This is a genomic window from Ruegeria sp. N7, from assembly GCF_056531345.1.
Genome location: NZ_JBQFLR010000006.1, coordinates 148,071 through 162,947, shown reverse-complemented (window position 1 = coordinate 162,947; position 14,877 = coordinate 148,071). Strand labels below are relative to the sequence as shown.

Here is a 14,877-nt window from a genome sequence, read left to right as displayed (position 1 = left end):
AGCCACAAGGAGCCAGTTGGCCATGCTGAACTTCGCAACCCGTCGCTTCGGGCTGTCGCTGCTCATCCTTTTCGTGGCGGTCACCGTCATGTTCCTGATGATCCGCGCTGTACCAGGCGATCCGGTCCAGATCATGCTGGGTCCGCGCGCCACACCCGAGCTTCAGGCCCAACTCACCGCCGCACTTGGTCTTGATCAACCGATCTGGAAACAGCTGCTGATCTTTTACTCGAACCTTTTGCAGGGTGACCTTGGCACCGATGTCTTCTCGGGTCGGTCTGTGACTGAGATTGTGTTTCAGCAATTGCCGTTCACTCTGGAGCTGATTTTTGCATCAATCCTGTGGTCCGCAAGTCTTGGTATCGCACTTGGCGCTTATGCGGCTGCGCATCCAAACACGATGATCGACCGGATCGCCGCCGCAATTTCCGTCAGTTTTGTTGCCGCTCCGGCCTTTGTTGTTGCGCTTTTGGCTTTGTTGGTTTTCGCCGTTAATTTGCAGTGGTTTCCCGCCATTGGGGCAGGAGAGGGGTTCTGGGACCGCCTTGACCATCTGGTTTTGCCTGCATTCGCCATAGGGCTCAGCTGGGTAGGATATATCGCACGGCTGGTACGGGCGTCGATGCTCGAGGTCATGGGTGAAAGCCATGTGCGTACCGCCCGGGCCTTTGGTATCGCGGAACGTCGCGTGGTCATGGTTTACGCATTGCGTATCGCAATTCTACCCGTGGTCACCGTGATCGGGGTCGGGATGGGCTTTCTGCTCAGCTCAGCCGTTTTTGCCGAAATCGTTTTTGCCCGACCAGGCTTGGGTAAGCTGGTCATCGACAGCATCACGACCCGAAACTATCCGATTGTGATGGGTTCGGTCCTTGTATCAACGGCACTGTTCGTTGTGTCGACCGCCTTGGCCGATCTGATCAACGCGCTACTCGATCCACGCGCACGCACGGCTCATTAAGGAGGCGGAGTGATGGTAAAATCTCGTTCCGAACTTGGCCAGATCATAGTCGGGGTTGCCCGCGACCCGCTTGGGTTAATGGGTTTGATAATCGTTGGGACCATCGTGTTCTGCGCGATATTTGCTGCCTGGATTGTGCCTTACGATCCCATTGCCATGGATATCAAATCCCGCCTGCAAGGGCCGTCCGCGGCGCATCTGTTGGGCACGGATCAGCTGGGTCGCGATACGTTTTCGCGGGTGATTGCTGGGGGGCAGGTTGCGCTTAAAGTGGCGCTGCCAGCTGTTTTCGGCGCGATGGCGATTGGCCTGACTTTGGGCATGATAGCCGGGTACGGGCCGAAATGGCTCGACAACCTGCTGATGCTGTTTTTCGATACCATCCGGTCCTTTCCGACGGTGATGTTTGCACTGGCTGTTGTGGCCCTTGTCGGGCCCAGCTTGCAGACAGTTGTATTCGTGGTCATGGCGACCTCGATCCCGACATATGGGCGCGTGGCGCGAACCCAGACCCTGACGCTTCGCAATTCCGAATTCATTCTGGCAGAGCGATCAATGGGGGCCAGCATGACGCGTATTCTGGGTGTGCACATGCTACCCAATATCATCGGGGTTCTGGCTGTCTTGGCAGCCATGGATATACCCACCGTCATCGCGCTGGAGGCCGGGCTGTCATTTTTGGGGTTGGGTGTGAAACCCCCGACACCCAGTTGGGGAGCCTTGCTCAAGGATGGCTATTCCCTGATCCGCCAAACACCGTGGCTGGTGGTGGGCGGGGGCCTGCCGATCATTCTGGCAACACTTGGATTCACTTTCCTGGGCGAAAGCCTACGTGATGTGGTCGACCCGAAATTGAGGAAACAGCGATGACCGATACACTGCTGGAAATCGACCGCCTGAGTGTTGACTACGAAACGGGCCGTGGCGACCTTAAGGCCCTGAGGAACATCACATTCAACGTCAACAAGGGTGAAATTGTTGGTATTGTCGGGGAATCCGGATGCGGCAAATCCACCCTGATCTCATCCATCCTGCGCCTGACCGCCCCCAATACGCGGTTCCGTCAAGGTGAGGTTCGTTTCAAAGGGCAGGACCTGTTGAAGGCTTCCGAGCGTCAGATGCGCGACCTGCGCGGTGCAGACATATCCATTGTCTTCCAGGATCCGATGCAAACGCACAATCCGGTTCTGACCATCGGGCAGCAGATGCTGGACATTCAGCATCGCTCAAAGCAGTCAAAGGCGGATAAATTGACCCACGCAGCCAAGATGCTGGGTGCTGTCGGCATCCCCGATCCCGAAGCGCGCCTGAAGCAGTATCCGCATGAGTTCTCAGGTGGGATGCGCCAGCGGATCGCCATAGCAATGGCGTTGATGTCCGAGCCGGACCTCTTGATCGCGGATGAGCCAACCACTGCATTGGACGCCACTCTTGAGGTACAGATCATCGAGCGCCTACAAGAATTACAGCGCGAGTTTCATTGTGCCATTCTGTTTATTTCGCACCATCTGGGCGTGATCGCGGAACTCTGCGACCGGGTGGTGGTGATGTATGCAGGAGCCGTTGTCGAAAGCGGCGATGTGCGTGAGATTTTCCACAACCCTAAACACCCCTATACACGTCGTCTGATCGAATGTGATCCCGGCCACATCAAAGAACGCGCCCGCGTTTTGCCCACCATCCCCGGTGAAGTGCCTGATCTGGCCAACCTGCCCGGGGGGTGCATCTTTCGGGACCGTTGCGATCAGGCCATGGCGCGCTGCGCGACCGATGTGCCGCCACTGGATCAACTGAAAGAAGGCCACCACGCCGCATGCTGGCTGAACCACGAGGAGGTCGCAACATGAGCTTGCTGAATGTCGTGGATCTTAAAACCAGTTATGGACCGGTCAATGTTCTGGCGGGTGTCAGCTTTACCGTAGAACCTGGCGAAACTTACGCTCTGGTTGGTGAAAGCGGATCGGGTAAGACGACGGTAATCCGCGCGATTGCGGGTCTTGCGCCTGCACAGGACGGTTCGGTCACATTCGAAGGTCGGGAAATTCGGGGCGCGCCGGAAAGCGTCATGCGCCCGCTGCGTAAAGACATGGCGATGATGTTTCAGGACCCGGTCGGTAGCCTGTCGCCCCGCCTGACAATCCGCAGCCTGATCACCGAACCCTATCGCATTCAGGGTATGAAAGATCGCGATCTGGATGCCGAGGCCAAGCGCCTATTGGAAATGGTGAACCTGCCCGCGCATTTTGCCGATCGCTATCCCTATCAGCTGTCAGGAGGTCAGGCCCGGCGCGTGGGCGTCGCGCGCGCCCTGGCGCTGGAACCCAAGCTGATCCTTGCGGATGAGCCGACTGCCGGTCTCGATGTCTCGGTCCAGGGTGAGTTGCTGAACCTGCTCAACGATCTGCGCGAAAGGCTGGGGCTGGCGATGGTCATCATCACGCACAACCTCAGCGTCGTGCGCCACGTGGCCGACAGAATGGGCATCATGTATCTGGGCCGTTTGGTCGAGGAGGGCACAACCGAGACGATTTTCAACGATCCGCGCCATCCCTACACCCGCTGCCTTCTGAGCGCCAACCCCGAGCCGGACCCGGATGCGCGACTGGAACGGATCGCTCTCAAAGGGGAACCTCCCAGCCTGCTGAAGCGACCATCTGGCTGTGAGTTTCGCGAGCGTTGCCCCTTTGCCAGAGACATTTGCACCCAAACCCCGGAATGGGAAGTAAAGGGCGGCCATGGGCTGCGTTGTCTGGCCCCGCTGTCGTAACTAGGAAATCCAATGCCAAGCAAACTCTACTTCAACGGCACCATCCTGACTATGGATGCGCAGAACTCTTCACCAGAGGCGGTGCTGACTGACGGCAACAGAATTCAGGCAGTGGGGGCCGAGGCTGAGTTGCGCGCCCGCATGCCTTCGGATGCGCACGAGCATGATCTGAAGGGTCGTACCCTGATGCCCGCCTTTATCGACCCACACGGGCACTTTCCCGATCCCGGCTTTGTCAAGCTGTTCCGTGTCGATCTGTCTTCGCCGCCTTTAGGGGATTGCAGAGACATGTCACAGGCGTTGAACAGGCTTCACGAAAAGGCGAGTGCAACACCCGAGGGTGAATGGGTCATGGGGGTGTCCTTTGACAATACGTCCATTCTGGAAGGTCGAATGCCCACACGGGCCGAACTGGACGGTGTGTCACAACGCCATCCAATCTGGGTCATTCATGCGTCGGGTCATAATGGCGTGGCAAATTCTCTCGCGCTGGAAAGACGCGGGATAACCCGTGAAACTCCTGATCCAGAGGGGGGCCGTTATGGCCGCGATCCGGAAGCCGGAGCGCTGACCGGATTGATGGAAGGGCTGTCGGCCATGGGTGAAATGGGCGATACTGATTTCCTGATTGACCGCGACCGGTTTTGGCGGGGTTTTGACGCCTGCCGCAGCGAATACCTGGCCCATGGTGTGACCTATGCCCAAAACGCCTGGGCATCGCAGCCCATGCTGGACCACTTCGCAAGCCTGCCTGCGGATCAGGATCCGGGAATTGACATCGAGCTTTTGCCCGTCGGAGATCTGGAGCCAGAGTTATCTTCGCGTTGGATTGGAACGAGCTGGCCGGGCAACCCGCATTTTTCGCTGGGTCCGCGCAAACTGTTTACAGACGGGGCCTTTCAGTTACAGACCGCGTATTTGTCTGCTCCATATTTCAAACCTGCCAGCCCTGATAATCCTTGTGGAATGACCTATTCCTCGCAAGAGCAGTTGGTTGCGGATGTAGAAAAGCTCCACAGTCAGGGCTTGCAGATTCACTGCCACTGTAATGGCGATGCCGGTGCCGAGATGTTCATAGATGCGGTGGAAAAGGCGCTTGTTTCACACCCGCGCCAGGATCATCGACACACCATTATCCATGGCCAGGTTCTGAGGGATGACCAATTGGAGCGTATGGCCCGGCTTGGTCTGACCGTCAGCTTCTTTCCCGCCCATGTCTTCTTTTGGGGGGATCGTCATTACGATACTTTCCTGGGACCCGAGCGAGCCGAACGGATATCGCCAGCGGCGTCAGCCGAACGGTATGGCGTGCGATACACGATCCACAACGACGCCTCGGTCACACCGACGCGTCCAATCCATCTTGCCCATTGCGCGGTGAACCGAAAATCCGCTTCTGGCCGTGTGCTTGGCGAGGATCAGAAGATCAGCGTTATTTCAGCCCTGCGGGCCCAAACCATCGAAGCCGCTTGGCAGGTGTTCAAGGAAGATCAACGCGGATCCATAGAACCGGGTAAAATTGCAGATTTTGTTGTTCTTTCGCGCAATCCACTGCACGACCCGGACCGCTTGTCAGACACTGTCGTGCTTGAAACCATCCGCTATGGCGAAAGGGTTTTTTCCGCTGTGTGTACTGAACAAGAGTTTGAGCACGCATAATGGCGACCAAGCGTATTGTGATCGCGGGGTTCCAACATGAAACCAACTGTTTCGGTGTAACGAAAGCTGGGATGCCTGAGTTTGAGATGGCGGATTCCTGGCCGGGAATGATGCATGGTTCACAGGTTATTCTGGAAACCGAGGGCATGAACCTTCCGATCGCGGGTTTCACCGCCGCGGCACAGGCAGCGGGATTTGATGTCATTCCCGTTTTGTGGTGCTCTGCCGAACCGTCCGCCCATGTCACCGATCATGCATTCGAAACGATCTGCGGGATGCTGTTGGACGGAATATGGGGCGCAGGCCAGATTGACGGTGTCTATCTTGATCTGCACGGAGCTATGGTCTCCGAAAGCCTTGCTGACGGTGAAGGAGAGCTTTTGCGTCGCGTTCGTGAAACTGTGGGTCCAGACGTTCCAGTGGTCGCAAGTTTGGACCTTCATGCCAACATTTCCACCGAAATGGTCAAACACTCAGACTACCTGTCGATTTTTCGCACTTACCCACATTTGGATATGGCGGAAGCGGGTGCACGATGCGTTCCAGTCTTGCGTCGCCTGCTGGCGGGTGAAACCCTATACAAAACGTTCCAACAGGTGCCTTACCTGATCCCCCTGCATGCGCAACACACGGGTTCTGCGCCGATCAGTGATATCTATCAATTGCCTGTCAGGTTTGAACAGCAAGGCATTCTGGCAGAGATCGCTCTTGGTTTTACGGCGGCGGATTTTCCTGACACCGGACCATCCTGCCTTGCTTATGCCTTGACTGCTGAAAAAGCGGCTGCCGCTGCCAAAGAGATTGTCAGCATGTTCCTGTCCCGTGAGGCTAATCTTGAATGTAAGATGTTGTCTTTAGAAGAGGCCGTTTCCACATGTCGTCAAAGGCGCGAAAAACCCATCGTTCTAGCCGATGTTCAGGACAATCCGGGCGCAGGCGGAACGTCAGATACAACGGGGCTGCTGGCCGCTTTGATTGAGGGCGGGGTAAAAAACGTTCTGATGGGTCTGTTCCATGATCCGGAAAGTGCCATTCAGGCCCATGCGGCAGGGGAGGGCGCACGGATCATTTTGGCTATCGGCGCAAAGTCGAACCTGGCCGGACATGTTCCATTCAGGGCAGAGTTTGAAGTGCTTTCCTTAAGTGATGGCACATGCCGCTATACCGGTGAAATGTATGGCGGCGGAACAGCTACGCTTGGCAAGACAGCTGCGCTTCGCTTGGTTGGACACGACGCCGAGATCGACCTTGTCGTCACAAGCATACGAAACCAATGCCTGGATCGCGCACATTTCACACATATCGGGTTAAACCCTCTGAGTTATTCGGTGATCTGCGTCAAAAGCACAGCGCATTTCCGGGCGGATTTCGAACCAATTGCAAGCCATGTAAATGCGGTCGCTGCGCCTGGGGTTTTCCTCTGCGACCTTGGAAAGGTCCCTTATTCTTGTATCAACAGAAGGTTGGCCAACTGTCGCCATACCTCCTTTGACGTGACGTGAAACGAAAGTTTGTTGACGTGAGATACGCCCCAATGGATTCAAATATCTCAACCCCGAAGGGCCAGCCTTGAGCCGTCCACATAAACCCGACCCCAATTGGATCTTGAATACGATTCCCTGAGGCCAGTCGGCCAAAATGCATCTTCATACACCAGTTGACCCACGTCTCTCTCTAAGCTTGTTACAACGCAAAGGCAACTTGCACATCACTGAATCGTTTCTTCGGCATAGATACACTTCTCTCGCACCAGAAATGTATCCGAGGCAATCGCAGCGCGATCAGCATCTCCTACAGAGCGGGGTCAACATTACCAAAAGAAGCTGTCATCCTCCAGCAAGGATGCAATTGTCAGGTTGGCATCCTCTTCTGACACATTGTCTGTGGCTTCTTGCCACACAGCTTCCAGGATGGTTGTCGAAGGCCCGTAAATGTTGTTTTTCACGCAAGAGACAACCAATCCATAGATATCTTCCTCATTCTGGAAGGTGGGCAAGTCTGGCACGAATTCCAGATAGTCGACATCTTCGTCCCATTCGGAGGCACCGGACTCCTCGGCCACCGTCACGGTATTGTTTTCCGGTGCCAACAAAGCGCTCAGTTTTGGTTGAGCAGGACCGATGGTCCCATTTCCATCAATATCGTGACTGTAGAAGGTTTCGACATCCACAACATTGGCGATGCTAACACCGCCTTGGTATTGCCCCGAAGCATCCGTGGTCCATTCAGCATATGACCCGTTCGCATTTTGCCACAGCACCTTGTAGCCACCGCCCGACGCTTCGGCCTGAAGCGCCTGCCAGCCCGGCAGGCTGTCTGGCCCAATAGCATTGCCGTTATACGTCAGGTTGACGGTACCGTTGATCAGGTACTCACCGCGGGTTGAAGACGCGAGTGTGGTCGACCCGCTGGTCTCGATATTGGTTATGGCGTGGCCGGTCTGGCCGTCATTGTTCAGATCAACACCATAAAAGGCTTCGACATCCACAACATTGGCGATGCTAACACCGCCTTGGTATTGCCCCGAGGCATCCGTGGTCCATTCAGCATATGACCCGTTCGCATTTTGCCACAGCACCTTGTAGCCACCGCCCGAGGCTTCGGCCTGAAGCGCCTGCCAGCCCGGCAGGCTGTCTGGCCCAATTGTATTGCCATTATACGTCAGGTTGATGGTACCGTTGATCAGGTACTCACCGCGGGTTGAAGACGCGAGTGTTATCGACCCGCTGGTCTCGATATTGGTTGTGACGTGGCCGGTGTGGCCGTCATTGTTCAGATCAACACCATAGAAAACTTCGACATCGACAACATTGGCGATGGTGACGCCGCTTTGGTATTGCCCCGAAGCATCCGTGGTCCATTCGGCATATGACCCGTTCGCATTTTGCCACAGAACCTTGTAGCCACCACCCGACGCTTCGGCCTGAAGCGCCTGCCAGCCCGGCAGGCTGTCTGGCCCAATTGCATTACCATTATACGACAAGCCGATGGTACCGTTGATCAGATACTCGCCGCGGGTTGACGACGCGAGTATTACCGATCCGCTGCTCTCGATGTTGGTTGTGACGTGGCCGGTGTGGCCGTCATTGTTCAGATCAACACCATAGAAAACTTCGACATCGACAACATTGGCGATGGTAACGCCGCTTTGGTATTGCCCCGAAGCATCCGTGGTCCATTCGGCATATGACCCGTTGGTGTTCAGCCACAACACCTTGTAGCCACCGCCCGACGCTTCGGCCTGAAGTGCCTGCCAGCCTGCAAGCGAGTTTTGCCCAATAGACTGGCCACCGTAAATCAAAGCAATGTTCGCACTGCCGCCATCCAGCACATAAAGCCCTTGGCTGGCATGTTGTAGCGTTGTTCCCTGAGTATCGATATCTGAAAGCTGCATTGCAGACTTGATATTCGACCGGGCATACTGCTGTAACCCGTCAAGAAACTGGACCAACTCTACGTCGTCTGCAATGGTGAAAGTTGTGCGCGTGACGACGTCCAAAAACTCGTACAAAACGCCGTTTTCAAAGAATAAATAGTTACTTATCGCGCTGACAAATCTGACAGTGTCTGTGCCGGTTCCACCCGAAAACGTGCCTGCGTTGCTCTGCACAACAGCCAGATCATTGCCCTGGTCCCCAAAGACCTGGTCAGCGCCGGTACCTTGGGCCACAAAAATGATATCGTTGCCTTGGCCGCCATAGATGGTGTTGTTATTGCTTCCGTTGGACAGCGAGTGAATGGTGTCGTTTCCGTCGTTCCCGCGCAAGACGTTCTGAGCGGTATTGCCGACAATAGTATCAGCACCCGATCCGCCAGACGCGTTTTCAATCACAACGCCATGCGCGATTGTGAAACCACCTTTTATTCCAGCCGCATGCGAAATCAGCCCACCTCCGGTGACGGAATAGTCCAATGTGGCGGCCCGGAGATCTATGTGTGCGTTCGAACTGCCAACATGTTGTATTGTGTCAATCCCGCCAGTATCCCAAATGGCCTGATACCCAGTTCCTGCGACGTTTGCAGAGGGAAGTGTGTAGGTATTGCCCCCGGAATTATATGAAGTATTCGCCCCATACATGGCCTGCAACGCGGCAATATCCAAAGCCCCAAGCCCCGTTGAACCACCGTACGTTGCGTTAAAGTGTAGCCCCCCGTTTTGTGAAGTCCATCCATCGTTATACGACATCACAGTGTAGACACCCTGATTGAGGCCCGCCGCCCCAAACGAGTCGAATGGCGACGTTACACCGCTCAACACGGTTGTACCCAATCCGGTGTCATGAGGATGCCCCAACCCAAGGGCGTGACCTAATTCATGGACCAAAGTAGTAAAGAAAAACCCGCCCGGATCACCGTTTCCGTTGAAAGAAGCAGTCCAGTATGACGTGTTGAACGCTCCATAGGATGTCCCGCTCGATGGCGAATAGTGAAATCCGAGAGTTCGCGGGTTTTCAAAGAATGAAGAAGGCGCGAGAACCTCAACCAAGTCAGCGGAACCGGAGGTGACTTCGACAAAAGTAATGTTTGCAACGGCTTCTATTGCGGCCAGCGCCGCACGGAACTCCGCCTTATACTCTGATGACCAAGCCTGCGTATCAGAGAAGTGCCCGAAACTGTAGGAAATCACCGTCGTGGTCGACGGATTCCCGTCACCATATGCATAGGTGCCCTGGATAGAGCTGAGCGGAGAACTTACGGACGGTCTGGGGATTGTTGTAACGGTGGCCATTTTTCTGTCTTAGAAATTAGGTGTTATTGATTGCGCTGAAACTGCTCGAACAAAGTGTTCTTTTTGGGGCAAACGCGTACTGGAGTGTCTCCTGCAAACTACATTATCAACGGCTATTCAAGAGTTACATTCTAGAGGAACAGACCCATTTTTATTAAGCGCATACATGAATAAGAATATTTCCAAAAAACCGGTCGGATAGCGTGCATAGGCCGACTTAATACACGCAAAATTGATTTTCCTGGCGGTCCATACCAACGACAGTTTTGAGCACCTGTAGTGACAGAAGCAAAGGCGCGCGGATCTTTTCTTTAGTCCCGAGTCGTAATTCTTCTCAGATCCCAAAAGTTTGGTTCGAACAAGGTGCCTTTCGTTCGGGGTTTCGAACCCAAGCGCGCGCCTGCACAAAGGGCCCAAATACCCTGAGCGTAAGGTGCCTTAGCTGTGACGTCCAATACCGCCGCTCATGTGCGAAGCAAAGCCTTGCCATGGGTCAGACCATTCACCTTCTCCAGGATGGCGTCCGCGTCAATGCAATGGTGCCGATAGAGGTCGCCGATTGTCCCTGTCTGACCAAAATGTTCGACCCCCAATGGGATGGTCTGATGTCCCTGTACCGCACCCAGCCAAGACAATGTCGCGGGGTGTCCGTCGATCACTGTAACCAGCTTGCAGTGCCGCGGTAGACCGGACATCAAAGCTTCGATGTGGGACCGAGCCTTCTGATTGCCCCGCGAACGCGCCCGTTGCGCTGCCGTCCACCCGGCGTTTAGCCTATCTGCCGAAGTCACCGCCAACACGCCAATGTCTTTGCGTCCTTCGCCCATCACGCCAGCGGCTTTGATCGCTTCGGGTGCAACGGCCCCCTGATAAGCGATTACGACCTCGCAATTCGGGCCCGGCTTCCGCAGCCAGTATGCACCATCTATGGCACCTTGACGGAACTCATCGTCCACGCGTTTCCCAGGCTGTTCAATCGGGTTTGTCGTCAAGCGCAGATAAACCGAACCGCCTGTTTCGTCACGCAGCCAGGTGCGTTCGTCCGGTTGCCCTTCGCCGTCACGCTGCAGGTAGTCAAAGGCCCACTCCATTATCACCGCCAGTTCATCAGCAAAGGCTGGCTCAAAGGCCGCCAGCCCGTCCTGGCTCATCCCGATCAAAGGTGTGCCAATGGATTGATGCGCGCCGCCTTCTGGGGCCAGCGTTATGCCCGAAGGCGTGCCGACCAGCATAAAGCGCGCATCCTGATAACAAGCATAATTGAGCGCATCGAGGCCACGGCTGACAAAGGGGTCATACACAGTGCCGATCGGGATAAGCCGCTTGCCGAACAGGGAATGCGAAAGGCCCGCAGCGCCCAAAAGCAACAAGAGGTTCATCTCGGCAATACCAAGCTCGATATGTTGCCCTTCGGGAGTAAATTCCCATCTTGCCGTCGAGGGGATACGATGTTCAATAAAAGCGTCGGCTTGCTCGGATCTGGCAAACAGTTTGCGCCGGTTAACCCACGGGCCAAGGTTTGTTGTGCCTGTGACATCAGGGGACGTCGTCAGGATACGCTCGGCCAATTGGCTGTCGCCCTTCGACAAGTCATCCAAAATCTTGCCGAAAGCCATTTGGGTCGAGATTTCGCGGCTTGTGTCGATGTCAATTGATGGAACATCCAGCTTGCCATCGAAATAGCGTCGCGGACCTTTTGCAAAGAAGGGAACTTTCGACAGAAAATCTTTCAACGCCTCTGGGTCCGGCACTGCCGAGAGAGGTTCCCATTCCTTGCCGGCAGGCACGCCCATATGTTCTTGCCACGCGACGAACTGGCTGTTGTTCATCAGTCCGCCGTGGTTGTCCTTGTGGCCCGCAATTGGCGTGCCCCATCCCTTGACAGTGTAGGCCAGGAAACAGGTAGGGCGGTCATGTTCGATTGCATCAAAGGTTTGGGCCATGGTCTCGACGCAGTTGCCGCCGAGGTTTTCCATCAATGCAGCGAGTTCGGCATCTGTGCGCCGTTCGATCAGCGCCGTCACATCCCCCTGATCCCCAAGATCGTCCATGAGGCGCTTTCGCCAAACCTCGCCACCCATGAACGTCAGGGCCGAGTATTCCTGGTTCGAGCAGGCATCAATCCAGTCTCGCAGCCGATCACCGCCAGGTTCCTTGAAGGCCGCGCGCTGCAGGACACCATGCTTCACGCGCACAACATCCCATCCAAAGGCATCAAAGATTTTCTCGATCCGTTCGAACAAACCTTCACGAACGATGCCGTCGAGCGACTGCCGATTGTAGTCGATAATCCACCACGTGTTGCGCAGGCCGTTTTTCCAGCCTTCCTGCAATGCTTCGTATACGTTGCCTTCATCCAGTTCAGCGTCGCCTACAAGCGCCACCATGCGCCCCATCGGGGCATCTGCCCCCCAGTTTTTGGCCTTGACGTAGTCCTGAATGATCGAAGCAAACGAGGTGATCGCGACACCCAAACCTACCGAACCTGTCGAAAAGTCGACATCATCGATATCCTTTGTCCGGCTGGGATAGCTTTGCACGCCGCCAAACCCGCGAAAGTTCTCCATCTTCTCGCGGGTCTGGTTGCCCATAAGGTACTGCATCGCGTGGAAAACCGGTGACGCATGAGGCTTGACCGCAACCCGATCTTCGGGACGCAAAGCCGAGAAGTAGAGCGCCGTCATGATCGAAACCATCGACGCGGACGACGCTTGATGACCACCAACCTTGATCCCATCCACCTTGGGACGGGTATGGTTGGCATGGTGGATCATCCAATGCGACAACCACAGCAAACGCTGTTCGACGATTTTCAACAGCTTGGGATCATTCGGCATGGTGGTCTCCGGGTTCATGCGGCACTGCGGGCAGGGTAGGGCAGAGCTTGCTCCAAATCTGCAAGGATATCATCAACGTCTTCCAGCCCGACGGAAAGACGGATCAGACCGTCGCTGATCCCATGTTCTGCCCGTTCTTCCGCAGTATAAGTCGAATGAGTCATGGATGCCGGGTGCTGGATCAGGGTTTCTGCGTCCCCCAAGGACACGGCGCGCTGGATCATGTTCAGGCGGTTCATGAACTCGATGCCACCGGACAGGCCAGACTTGATTTCAAAGGCGATCATGGCGCCGGGCTGCGACATCTGCCGTTGTGCGACATCGTGCTGGGCAAAACTCTCAAGCCCCGGGAAATAAACCTCACTGACGGCCGGATGTGCCTGAAGGTAATCGGCAACCACCTTGGCGGACGCACAGTGGCGATCCAGTCGCAGGTTCAGTGTCTTCAGTCCTCGCAGGATCAGCATTGCGTTGAAAGGTGCCATCACTGCGCCTGTCATGTCCTTCATGCCGACAAGCCGGATCTCAGAAATCTGCTCGGCGGTTCCGACCACAAGACCCGCGACCACATCGCCATGCCCGCCCAGATATTTGGTTGCGGAGTGCAGGACGATGTCCGCGCCGTGCTCGATCGGGCGGGTCAGATATGGGCTGGCATATGTATTGTCGACCACAACCTGTGCACCAACAGAATGTGCAATCTCTGAACTGGCAGCGATATCCACCAAGCGCATGTTTGGATTCGCTGGGGTTTCGAAATAGACGACGCGGGTTTTTTCGGAAACAGCGGCTTTCAGGTTCGCAGGGTCCGTCATGTCTACATGGGTAATAGTGACACCCCATTTTGCCAGACCGTGGCGCATGAAAGCGAATGTGCAGCCGTAGAGCGTCTTGTCGACAATGACTTCGTCACCTGGCGACAGCAGGGTCCAAAGTACGGCGGTAATTGCGCCCATCCCGCTGGACAGTGCAAGCCCGGCCTCGGCACCTTCCAGCACGGCAATACGCTTTTCAAGAAGGTCACAAGTAGGGTTCGATATCCGACTATAGATATGACCTGCGCGCTCGCCAGAAAACATTTCACCGCCGGCCTCTGCGGTTTCGAAGGAGAAGGTTGAGGTCAAGTGGAGGGGCGGGGTCAGCGCACCATCGTTTTCAGATGGGTTGTAGGCATGATGAATGGCGCGAGTGGCAAATCCGGTTGTGTGGGTCACTGTGAGCTCCTGATCTAAGTTGTTACCACTTTGCGCCTTTACTTTGAGCAATGGGTTGCAAATAATGCCACGTTAATGGAAAATATTGGCATATTATGCTAAAACAGGAGAGAAAATGGACGCCAAAGACAGGCAGATCATTCGAGCATTGCAGCGGGACGGGCGTATGACGAACCAGAATCTTGCTGATGAGGTCAATCTGTCTCCTTCGCCATGTCTGCGACGGGTCAAAAACCTTGAGGCCAGCGGTGTCATCAAGGGATACAGTGCCGATGTGGACGCTGCTGCATACGGGATGGCGATAACCGTCTTTGTCCGTATCCGGCTTGAGCGGCACAATGAAACAGATGTGCAGAAATTCGAAAAACGCGTTCGAATGATCGATGAAGTTTTAGAATGCCATGTGCTGACCGGCGCAATGGATTACCAGTTGCGGGTATTGGTATCGGACCTCGAAGCATACGAAGACTTTATTCGAAACCGAATTCACCCGATCGGCGGAATAGCTTCGATCGACACCAGCTTTGTTTATGGAACAGTCAAGAAAACATCGGTTTTTCCAGCCTGAGAAAGTTTAAATTCTCGAAAGTGACCCTTAATATTGAGTTCCAGATTGTTAGGATGCGGAAGAACCGGATTCGAGTTTCCGAGACTGTGAGAATTTGCCGTTAAGCGAAAACTGCCAACTGGATACATCCCCATAAAAACAA

At 55.1% G+C, this 14,877-nt stretch carries 10 protein-coding genes; 7 read left to right on the top strand and 3 right to left on the bottom strand.

All coding sequences use genetic code 11. The features are described 5' to 3' along the window. Positions 1 to 22: 22 nt before the first annotated feature. The 6 genes from ACR0ES_RS10100 to ACR0ES_RS10075 are packed head-to-tail and all read left to right on the top strand — an operon-like array spanning position 23 to position 6,889. Positions 23 to 961, top strand: a complete 939-nt coding sequence (locus ACR0ES_RS10100; protein ID WP_480484901.1) for an ABC transporter permease — start codon at positions 23 to 25, stop codon at positions 959 to 961. 12 nt (positions 962 to 973) lie between these two features. Continuing rightward, the gene (locus ACR0ES_RS10095; RefSeq protein WP_480484900.1) at positions 974 to 1,831 is read left to right on the top strand and encodes an ABC transporter permease; all 858 of its coding nucleotides are present in this window, start codon (positions 974 to 976) and stop codon (positions 1,829 to 1,831) included. After that, positions 1,828 to 2,808, top strand: coding sequence for an ABC transporter ATP-binding protein (locus ACR0ES_RS10090; protein ID WP_480484899.1), 981 nt, complete (start codon positions 1,828 to 1,830; stop codon positions 2,806 to 2,808). Before ACR0ES_RS10095 ends, ACR0ES_RS10090 begins: the two co-directional genes overlap by 4 nt. After that, the gene (locus ACR0ES_RS10085) at positions 2,805 to 3,728 is read left to right on the top strand and encodes an oligopeptide/dipeptide ABC transporter ATP-binding protein (protein WP_480589127.1); all 924 of its coding nucleotides are present in this window, start codon (positions 2,805 to 2,807) and stop codon (positions 3,726 to 3,728) included. The genes ACR0ES_RS10090 and ACR0ES_RS10085 overlap by 4 nt, the downstream gene beginning before the upstream one ends. A 12-nt stretch (positions 3,729 to 3,740) precedes the next feature. Further along, positions 3,741 to 5,387 carry an amidohydrolase gene (locus ACR0ES_RS10080; protein ID WP_480870528.1) on the top strand — a complete coding sequence of 549 codons (1,647 nt, stop codon included), beginning with the start codon at positions 3,741 to 3,743 and terminating at the stop codon, positions 5,385 to 5,387. Then, positions 5,387 to 6,889 carry a M81 family metallopeptidase gene (locus tag ACR0ES_RS10075; protein WP_480870525.1) on the top strand — a complete coding sequence of 501 codons (1,503 nt, stop codon included), beginning with the start codon at positions 5,387 to 5,389 and terminating at the stop codon, positions 6,887 to 6,889. The genes ACR0ES_RS10080 and ACR0ES_RS10075 overlap by 1 nt, the downstream gene beginning before the upstream one ends. Positions 6,890 to 7,197: 308 nt before the next feature. On the opposite strand, the gene ACR0ES_RS10070 is transcribed toward ACR0ES_RS10075, so the two are convergent. From ACR0ES_RS10070 to ACR0ES_RS10060, 3 genes are all read right to left on the bottom strand, one after another. After that, positions 7,198 to 10,116: a M10 family metallopeptidase C-terminal domain-containing protein gene (locus ACR0ES_RS10070; RefSeq protein ID WP_480870522.1), complete on the bottom strand. Its 2,919-nt coding sequence runs from the start codon at positions 10,114 to 10,116 to the stop codon at positions 7,198 to 7,200. Positions 10,117 to 10,580: 464 nt separating this feature from the next. Beyond that, positions 10,581 to 12,953 carry a 1-deoxy-D-xylulose-5-phosphate synthase N-terminal domain-containing protein gene (locus ACR0ES_RS10065; protein WP_480870537.1) on the bottom strand — a complete coding sequence of 791 codons (2,373 nt, stop codon included), beginning with the start codon at positions 12,951 to 12,953 and terminating at the stop codon, positions 10,581 to 10,583. Positions 12,954 to 12,967: 14 nt separating this feature from the next. After that, entirely contained in the window at positions 12,968 to 14,167 is a 1,200-nt protein-coding gene (locus tag ACR0ES_RS10060; RefSeq protein WP_480483734.1) for a methionine gamma-lyase, read from the bottom strand. 115 nt (positions 14,168 to 14,282) lie between these two features. On the opposite strand from ACR0ES_RS10060, the gene ACR0ES_RS10055 reads away from it, so the two are divergent. Continuing rightward, the gene (locus ACR0ES_RS10055) at positions 14,283 to 14,735 is read left to right on the top strand and encodes an Lrp/AsnC family transcriptional regulator (protein WP_480483733.1); all 453 of its coding nucleotides are present in this window, start codon (positions 14,283 to 14,285) and stop codon (positions 14,733 to 14,735) included. Positions 14,736 to 14,877: the final 142 nt, after the last annotated feature.